The 8856-nt window shown below is 71.4% G+C and carries 9 protein-coding genes; 6 read left to right on the top strand and 3 right to left on the bottom strand.

What is annotated here, in order from left to right; all coding sequences use genetic code 11:
• Positions 1-37: 37 nt before the first annotated feature.
• Together ACFU74_RS34005 and ACFU74_RS34000 are read right to left on the bottom strand one after the other, a co-directional pair.
• A complete protein-coding gene (locus ACFU74_RS34005; protein ID WP_380763881.1) occupies positions 38-1000 on the bottom strand; it encodes a zinc-binding dehydrogenase in 963 nt (320 codons plus the stop codon).
• Positions 1001-1101: 101 nt separating this feature from the next.
• Positions 1102-2298: an NADP-dependent malic enzyme gene (locus ACFU74_RS34000; protein WP_380763879.1), complete on the bottom strand. Its 1197-nt coding sequence runs from the start codon at positions 2296-2298 to the stop codon at positions 1102-1104.
• Between the two features lie 620 nt (positions 2299-2918).
• Between ACFU74_RS34000 and ACFU74_RS33995 the strand changes: the two genes are divergently transcribed.
• The 5 genes from ACFU74_RS33995 (at position 2919) to ACFU74_RS33975 (ending at position 7734) form a co-directional block, all read left to right on the top strand.
• On the top strand, positions 2919-3842 hold the full coding sequence (locus tag ACFU74_RS33995; RefSeq protein ID WP_380763877.1) for an ABC transporter substrate-binding protein: 924 nt from the start codon (positions 2919-2921) through the stop codon (positions 3840-3842).
• Positions 3843-4289: 447 nt separating this feature from the next.
• A complete protein-coding gene (locus tag ACFU74_RS33990; protein WP_380763875.1) occupies positions 4290-5225 on the top strand; it encodes an ABC transporter substrate-binding protein in 936 nt (311 codons plus the stop codon).
• A 58-nt stretch (positions 5226-5283) separates the two neighbouring features.
• Positions 5284-6234, top strand: coding sequence for an amino acid ABC transporter permease (locus ACFU74_RS33985; RefSeq protein WP_380763873.1), 951 nt, complete (start codon positions 5284-5286; stop codon positions 6232-6234).
• The gene (locus ACFU74_RS33980; protein WP_380763871.1) at positions 6231-7022 is read left to right on the top strand and encodes an amino acid ABC transporter ATP-binding protein; all 792 of its coding nucleotides are present in this window, start codon (positions 6231-6233) and stop codon (positions 7020-7022) included. Before ACFU74_RS33985 ends, ACFU74_RS33980 begins: the two co-directional genes overlap by 4 nt.
• Before the next feature lie 121 nt (positions 7023-7143).
• A complete protein-coding gene (locus ACFU74_RS33975; RefSeq protein ID WP_380763869.1) occupies positions 7144-7734 on the top strand; it encodes a CGNR zinc finger domain-containing protein in 591 nt (196 codons plus the stop codon).
• A 21-nt stretch (positions 7735-7755) separates the two neighbouring features.
• On the opposite strand, the gene sodX is transcribed toward ACFU74_RS33975, so the two are convergent.
• On the bottom strand, positions 7756-8214 hold the full coding sequence (gene sodX, locus ACFU74_RS33970; protein WP_380763868.1) for a nickel-type superoxide dismutase maturation protease: 459 nt from the start codon (positions 8212-8214) through the stop codon (positions 7756-7758).
• A 196-nt stretch (positions 8215-8410) separates the two neighbouring features.
• Here sodX and sodN point away from each other — a divergent pair, with 196 nt between their 5' ends.
• Positions 8411-8806, top strand: coding sequence for a superoxide dismutase, Ni (gene sodN / locus ACFU74_RS33965; protein ID WP_030309129.1), 396 nt, complete (start codon positions 8411-8413; stop codon positions 8804-8806).
• Positions 8807-8856: the final 50 nt, after the last annotated feature.

The following is an 8856-nucleotide window of genomic DNA, read 5'->3' as shown; positions in this document are numbered from 1 at the left end:
TCGCTGGGGTGCCGGGCGCCGGCGGGTCCGGAAGGTGTCAGGGGGTCAGCACGATCTTGCCGAAGACGTCGCCCCCGGCCAGCCGGGCGAGCGCCTCGGGCGCCGCGGTCAGCGGCAGCACCGAGTCGACCACCGGTCGGACGCCGGTGGTGGCGCAGAACGAGAGCAGCCCGGACAGCTCCTCCTTGGTGCCCATGGTCGAGCCGACCACCTTCAGCTCCAGGAAGAAGATCCGGTTCAGCTCGGCGGCCGGCGGGTTGGGGCCGGAGGTGGCACCGGAGATGACGATCGTGCCGCCCGGGCGCAGCGACTTCACCGAGTGCGACCAGGTGGCCGCGCCGACCGTCTCCATCACCGCGTCCACCCGCTCGGGCAGCCGGGCCCCGCTCGGGAAGGCCGCGTCGGCGCCCAGCTCCACCGCCCGGGCCCGCTTGGCCTCGTCCCGGCCGGTGACCCAGACCCGCAGGCCCGCCGCCTTGCCGAGGACCACCAGCGCGGTGGACACCCCGCCGCCGGCGCCCTGCACCAGGACGGTGTCACCGGGCTTCACCCCGGCGTTGGTGAACAGCATCCGATAGGCCGTCAGCCACGCGGTGGGCAGGCAGGCGGCCTCCTCGAAGGAGAGCCCGGCGGGCTTGGGCAGCAGGTTCCAGGTAGGGACGGCCACCTGCTGGGCGAAGGTGCCCTGGTAGCGCTCGGTCAGGATCGAGCGCGGCTCGTCCGGCCCGACCCCGTGCCCGCTCTGGCCGATCACGGAGTGCAGGACCACCTCGTTGCCGTGCTCGTCGACGCCGGCGGCGTCGCAGCCGAGGATCATCGGCAGCTTCTCGGCGGGCAGTCCGACCCCGCGCAGCGACCACAGGTCGTGGTGGTTCAGACTGGCGGCCCGGACGGTGACCACGCTCCACCCGGGGCGGGCCTGCGGTTCGGGGAGTTCGCCCAACTCCAGCCCGCTCAGCGGGTCGTCGGCGTCGATTCGTGCGGCGTAGGCAGCAAACATGCCCCGGACGATAGCCAGAACGCCCCCGGCCCCGGAACAACGCGTGACTGTGACGCGCGTCCCGGGGCCGGACGGGATGCCCCCCTGTCCTGACGGACGGACTACCGGCGCGCGACGCCCTCGGCGCGGGCGGCCTCGGCGACGGCCTTGCCGACGGCCGGCGCGACCCGCTCGTCGAACGGCGAGGGGATGACCCGCTGCGGCGTCAGCTCGTCGGCCACCACGCCGGCCAGCGCCTTGGCGGCGGCCAGCTTCATGCCCTCGGTGATCCGGGTGGCCCGGACCTGGAGCGCGCCCGCGAAGATGCCCGGGAAGGCCAGCACGTTGTTGATCTGGTTCGGGAAGTCGCTGCGCCCGGTGGCGACCACGGCCGCGTACTTGTGCGCGACCTCGGGGTGGATCTCCGGGTCGGGGTTGGCCATGGCGAAGACGAACGCGCCCTCGGCCATGGTCGCGACGACCTCCTCCGGCACGGTGCCGCCGGAGACGCCGATGAAGACGTCGGCGCCGGCCATCGCGTCGGCCAGGGTGCCCTTGAGGCCGTTGCGGTTGGTCAGCGCGGCGATCTCCGCCTTGGCGTCCGTGAGGTCGCCGCGGCCCTCGTGCACCACGCCCTTGCGGTCGCACACGGCCACGTCGCCGATGCCGGCGGCGAGCAGCATCTTGGCGATGGCGATGCCGGCCGCGCCGGCGCCGGAGATGACGGCCCGCAGCGAGTCGACCTCGCGGCCGGTCACCTTGGCCGCGTTCCAGAGCGCGGCGGTGGTGACGATGGCGGTGCCGTGCTGGTCGTCGTGGAAGACCGGGACGTCCAGGGCCTCCTGGAGCCGGCGCTCGATCTCGAAGCAGCGCGGGGCGGAGATGTCCTCCAGGTTGACGCCGCCGAAGGACGGGGCCAGCCGGACCACGGTCTCGACGATCTCGTCCACGTCGGTGCAGGCCAGCGCGATCGGCACCGCGTCCACGCCGCCGAACTGCTTGAACAGGATCGCCTTGCCCTCCATGACGGGCAGCGAGGCCTCCGGGCCGATGTCGCCGAGGCCCAGCACGGCGGTGCCGTCGGTGACCACGGCCACCGTGTTGGACTTCCAGGTGTAGTCGTTCACCAGCTCGGGCTGCTCGGCGATGGCCGTGCAGACGCGGGCGACACCGGGGGTGTAGGCGAGGGACAGGTCGTCCGCGTCGCGCACCGGGACGGTCGCCCGGACCTCCATCTTTCCGCCGCGGTGGAGCGCGAACACCGCGTCGACCGGATCGTCGGTGTCCTGGGTAGTGCTGTGGATGATCTCCGCTGCCACGATGACCTCTTCGTCATTGATCGAGCGAGGACACCCGGCCGACGGAGCGGACGACCCGGCCGGTTCCGGCATCCGGCGACCGGTGGTCGGATGCCGGAACCCGGGAACGCCGAAGCGTCCCCGGGACTGGATCGGGGCGCCGCCGTCGGACGGACGCCCTCGGATGAGGGTTTTATGGATTTGTCTGCGTCGGGTCCGCGCTGTGCTTCCGGGCCGAGCGTAGGTCGGACGAGGGCATCGCACCCATGCCTTTTCGTCCAAGTCACATGGTTGTCGTACGCCTCACAGCCACCTGGGGGCACCAGGCGCCGCGAGAACCGGCCCCGGCTGCGGGAATGGCGAAACGAAGAACGCGCACCCGCAGTGGTGAACGCAGACGCGGAGGGGAGGCCGGTGCCCCGGATACGGAGTCGTCGTCCTGGACTTCCGTTCCTGCGCACCCCGAGCCTGTTGCGGCCCGGCGGTCTGGTTCGAGCGTCGGGGGTCACCCGGTACCGAATTCTGACACACCCGGCCACGGGCCGGGCAGGCCGGGATGGGAGGATCCGTTCTTCCGCCATCTCGCGTACACCTCCGCGACGCCGCGGCGCCGTCCCCCTCCCTCCCACAGGAGTCCACCGATGCATCACCGTGCCCAGTACCGACGGCCGGCCGTCGCCGCGCTCGCCCTCGCCACCACCGGAGCACTGCTGCTGAGCGGGTGCGGCGGGGGCGAGGAGGCGGCCGAGGACCCGGTCCGGGCGATCCGGGCGAAGGTGCCGAAGGCGCAGCAGGTGAGCAAGGTGCTGCGGATCGGCATGGACGTCAACTACCCGCCGGTCGAGTTCCGGGGCGCCGACGGCAAGCCGGACGGGCTGGACCCGGACATCGCCGCGGCGCTCGGCCGGATCCTGGACCTGCGCATCGAGTACGTCGACACCCCCTTCGACAAGCTCGTACCGGATCTCCACAACAAGCAGTACGACGTGGTGATGTCCGCGCTCAGCGACATCCGCCAGCGCCAGGAGGGCGTGGACGACGCCGGCAAGCCGACCGGCAAGGCGGTGGACTTCGTCGACTACTTCATCGCCGGCACCTCGATGGTGGTCGCCAAGGGCAACCCGAAGGGCATCCGCACCCTGGACGACCTCTGCGGCAAGACCGTGGCGGTGCAGTCCGGCACCACCCAGGACGAGATCGTCGGCCGCCAGGCCGCCGCCTGCGCCCGGACCGGCAAGCAGCTCACGGTGCACCGGTTCGACACCGACGCCAAGGCGCTGGCCGAGGTCGCCGCCGGCGCCGCGCAGGTCGGGCTGAACGACTTCCCGGTGGCCGCCCACGCGGCGAAGACCACCGACGGCGGCAACCGCTTCGAGGTGGTCGGCTCGCAGTCCCGGTCCAACCCGTACGGCATCGCGCTGCGCAAGGAGGACACCGCGCTGCGCGACGTGCTGGCCAAGGCGGTCGACCAGCTGATCCAGAGCGGTGAGTACGACAAGATCCTCGCCAAGTGGAACGTGACCGCGGGGGCGGCCCAGAACGCGGTGGTCAACGGGGGCCTCTGAGCGGGGCCCGGGCGGGGCCGGGACGGGAGCCCGGACGGGGAACCGGGCCGCCGCGGGAGCGGGCGCGCGATCGGGCGAGCGCGCGGCCTGGCCTCCGGCCGGGCAGCAGGGTGGTCTGCATACTTATACACAGGGTGACAGGGACACGATATTCATCCGCATAGCGGACAGCACGGCCCCTCGTTATCCGATTTTGATCTGAATGAAGGCCACCCGACCGTCATCAGATGGCAGGATTCCCCCATCTCGGAGCGAGCCGGCCACTGGTCGAGGCGGCTCGGTCAACGCCCACCTCGGCGGACGGTGGCGGAGAGCAGTACCCGTACCACCCATGCGCGCAGTTCACCCAGCCCCACCCGTACAGCGCCGTACGGCCCTTGCTGCCCCGGTGCGCCGCTCCCCCGCGGCGCGCTCCGCCCGACCTCTCCCTCAGGAGGAGATCCCCCCATGATCGCCCGTACCCAGCGCACCCGCCTCCTCGCCACCGCGGCGGTGCTCGCGTCCGCGTCGCTCGTGCTGACCGCCTGCGGCAGCAGCGAGTCCTCCTCCAACAGCGGTGCCGCGGGCGCCAATCCGAGCGCCACCGTCGCGGCCGTGGCCGCCGACCCGGCCCTGGCCCCGCTGGTCCCGGCCGACGTCAAGAGCTCGGGCAAGCTCATCGTCGCCGCCGACGCCTCCTACGCGCCCAACGAGTTCAAGGACGACAAGGGCAACATCGTCGGCCTCGACGTCGACCTCGCCGGCGCCATCGCCAAGAAGCTCGGCCTGACCGCCGACGTGCAGAACGCCGACTTCACCTCGATCATCCCGGGCATCACGGCGAAGAAGTACCAGCTCGGCATGAGCTCCTTCACCGACACCAAGGAGCGCGAGCAGACCGTCGACATGGTCACCTACTTCACCGCCGGCAGCGCCGTCGCGGTGAAGAAGGGCAACCCGGACAAGATCGACCCCAAGGACCTCTGCGGCAAGAAGGTCGCCGTCCAGACCGGCACCACCCAGGCCCAGGAGATCACCGACGTCCGCAACCCGGAGTGCGCCAAGGCGGGCAAGCCGGCCATCCCGAACGACGGCGACAAGTTCACCCTGCAGACCGACGTCACCACCGCGCTGGTCTCCGGCCGCGACCAGGTGATGATGGCCGACTCCCCGGTCGTCGACTACGCGATCAAGCAGACCAACGGCCAGCTGGAGAAGCTCGGCGACACCTACGACAGCGCGCCCTACGGCGTCATCGTCGACAAGGGCTCCCCGCTGGCCCAGGCCGTCCAGGGAGCGATCCAGTCGCTGATCGCCGACGGCACCTACAAGCAGATCCTCGCGAAGTGGGGCGTCGAGGCCGGCGCGATCGAGAAGTCCGAGATCAACGCCGCCAAGAGCTGATCCCTCGCACCACCACACCCCCTGAGGCCCCAAGGTGAATTCTTCCGAGCAGGGGGCGGTGAAATCGCGACGGCCCGAGACCATCAAGGCCGTCCCGGTCCGCCACCCCGGACGCTGGGCCGGAGCCGCCGTCATCGCCGTTCTCGCGGCGATGCTGCTCCACGCCCTGATCTTCAACCCCGCGTTCCAGTGGGACGTCGTCAAGGACACGCTGCAGAACGAGCAGATCCTGCGCGGCATCGTCGTGACACTGGAGCTGACCGTCCTGTCCATGCTGATGGGCGTGACCGGCGGCGTGCTCCTCGCGATCATGCGGCTCTCACCGAACCCGCTGCTGTCGGGCACGGCCTGGTTCTACATCTGGGTCTTCCGCGGCACCCCCGTGCTGGTGCAGCTGGTGTTCTGGAACTTCCTGGGCGCCCTGTGGCCGAAACTGTCGATCGGCATCCCGTTCGGCCCCGAGCTCTGGTCCGAGTCGACCAACGTCCTGATCCCCACCTTCACCGCCGCCCTGCTCGGCCTCGGCCTCAACGAGGCGGCGTACATGGCGGAGATCGTCCGCGGCGGCATCCAGTCCGTCGACGAGGGGCAGACCGAGGCCGCCCACGCGCTGGGCATGAGCCGGGCGGCCACGCTGCGCCGGATCGTGCTCCCCCAGGCGATGCGGGTCATCATCCCGCCGACCGGCAACGAGACCATCTCGATGCTGAAGACCACCTCGCTGGTCCAGGTCATCTCGCTGTCCGAGCTGTTCACCGCCGGCCACGACATCTACTCGCGGACCTTCCAGACCATCCCGGTCCTGGTCGCGGTCAGCATCTACTACCTGCTCATGACCTCGATCCTCACGGTGGGGCAGTACTACATCGAGCGGCACTACGCTCGTGGTGCGAACCGGACGCTGCCGCCCACCCCGCTCCAGCGGCTGCGGCTGCTGTTCGGCGGCAGGCCCGCCCCGAAGGCCAAGAACGACGTGGTCCCCGGACTCGAGGGAGGCGGCCACGCATGACCGACCTGATCAAGGCCCCCGCCGACGCCCGCCCGATGGTGAAGGCCGAGGGCGTCCACAAGTCGTACGGCCCGGTCGAGGTGCTCAAGGGCATCGACCTGGAGGTCCGGCAGAGCGAGGTCTTCTGCCTGGTCGGCCCGTCCGGCTCCGGCAAGTCGACCTTCCTGCGCTGCATCAACCACCTGGAGAAGATCAACGGCGGCCGCCTCTGGGTGGACGGCGACCTGGTCGGCTACCAGCAGCGGGGCGACAAGCTCTACGAGCTCAAGGACCGCGAGGTCGCGCTCAAGCGGCGGGACATCGGCATGGTGTTCCAGCGCTTCAACCTCTTCCCGCACATGACCGCGGTGGAGAACGTCATGGAGGCGCCGGTCCAGGTCAAGGGCGAGTCCAAGGCCTCGGCCAAGGAGCACGCCATGGCCCTGCTGGAGCGGGTCGGCCTGGCCGACAAGGCCGGGAACTACCCCTCCCAGCTCTCCGGCGGCCAGCAGCAGCGCGTCGCCATCGCCCGGGCGCTCGCCATGAAGCCCAAGCTGATGCTGTTCGACGAGCCGACCTCGGCACTCGACCCCGAGCTGGTCGGCGACGTCCTGGACGTCATGCGCGGGCTCGCCGAGGAGGGGATGACCATGATCGTGGTGACCCACGAGATGGGCTTCGCCCGCGAGGTCGGCGATGCGCTGGTGTTCATGGACGGCGGCGTGGTCGTCGAGTCCGGCAACCCCCGCGAGGTCCTCACCAACCCCCAGCACGAGCGCACCCGCGCCTTCCTCTCCAAGGTGCTCTGAGCGCACCGCACCGCGGCGCCCGGCAGGCCGGTCCTGCCGGGCGCCGCCGCTTTCCCGCTTTCACCCCGGAGGTAATAGGCTGGAGGCAATCAGCCCGTTACCGATCTCTGGAAGGACCACCGTGGAGCTCGCCTCGTACGCCGATCTGGCCGTCCGGCTGGTGAACACCGAGGAGCCCGAGCGCGGCACCGACTCGCTGACCTCGGTGGACGCGGTGCGCGGTCTGTTCTCGGACGCCGCCCGGGCCCGCGACCTCGCCGACGAGTCCGACCTGCCCCGGCTGCGGGCCGTCCGCACCCGGCTGCGCGGGGTCTTCGAGGCCGCCGCCGAGGGCGAGGAGGTCCGCAGCGTCGACCTGCTGAACAGTCTGCTGATGGAGTTCCCGGTCAGCCCGCTGGTCTCCGGGCACGACTACCTGGACGAGGCCGGCCGGCCCCGCTGGCACCTGCACCTCGCCGACAACTCCCCCACCGCCACCGCGCACTTCAGCGCCGTCGCCTGCATGGGCCTGGCCGTCCACCTCACCGAGCTGGGCGCCGACCGGCTCGGCATCTGCCAGGCCGCGCCCTGCCGCAACGCCTACCTGGACACCTCCACCAACCGCTCCCGCCGGTACTGCTCGGACCGCTGCGCGACCCGCGCCAACGTCGCCGCCTACCGGGCCCGCAAGCGCCTGGAGGCCGCCGCGGCGGCCGGCGGGGCGCAGGGCTAGGGAAGCCCGCGGGGCCGGGGCTCAGGAGCTCTGCAGCTCCTCCGGGCGGACCCAGACGCCGAGGCGGCGGGCCAGCCCGGGCACCCGGGCCAGCGGGCCGGAGAGCAGCAGCCGCTCCAGCCGGCGGCCCGGTGCGAGCCAGGCCGGGCGCGGGCGCAGCCGCAGCAGCACCCGGCCGAGCACCAGCTCGTCCGGCACCGCGCCGTAGCTGCGGCTGTCGCTGTCCACCGGCCGGTTGTCGGAGAGCAGCCACCAGCCCTTCGGGCGCCGGCCGTCGGCACGCTTGACGACCAGCAGGTTCTGCTGGAACGGGTGACGGAAGACCACCACCGCGCCGGGCCGGATCCGCGCGCCGTACCGCACCAGCAGTTGGTCGCCGTCGCGCAGGGTCGGCACCATCGAGTCCCCCGCGACGTCGATCAGCCCGAACGGCGCGCCGCCCGCCGGGGGCCCCTCCTCCGGTTCCGCGCTCCGTGCCACGACTCCTCCTCCCGGCCCGCGTCCCGCGGCGTCCCGCGGTCGCACACCAGTCTGCCGCACGGGCCGCGCCCCGCCGATGTCCGGATTCGCCCGGTTCCGGCTCCGCCTTTTGCCCTAGGCCCGCCGCCCGATCGAGAAACCGCAGGGCCCGAAGGGTAATCTCGGGCGCGGGAAGACGATCTAAGGAAGGACTCCCATGTTCTCTCGCCTGTTCGCACCGCGCGCCACCGCCCACGCCCACTGTGACCTGCCCTGCGGCGTGTACGACCCGGCCCAGGCCCGCATCGAGGCCGAGTCCGTCAAGGCCACCCAGGAGAAGTACCAGGCCAACGAGGACGCGCACTTCCGCGCTCGCGCCGTCATCATCAAGGAGCAGCGCGCCGAGGCCGTCAAGCACCACATCTCGGTGCTGTGGAGCGACTACTTCAAGGCCCCGCACTTCGAGAAGTACCCGCAGCTGCACCAGCTCGTCAACGACACCCTGAAGGCCGCCTCGGCCGCCAAGGCGTCCACCGACCCGGCCACCGGCCAGGCGCTGCTCGACCTCATCGCCGAGGTCGACAAGATCTTCTGGGAGACCAAGCAGGGCTGATCCCCGCTCAGTCCCCTTCCGAGCGCCCCCGTCCGCACACCGCGGACGGG

The sequence above is a fragment of the Kitasatospora sp. NPDC057500 genome, assembly GCF_042802195.1.
Lineage (GTDB): Bacteria > Actinomycetota > Actinomycetes > Streptomycetales > Streptomycetaceae > Kitasatospora.
Note: the sequence above shows the minus strand (reverse complement) of the source record. Positions and strands in the feature narration are given on the sequence as shown.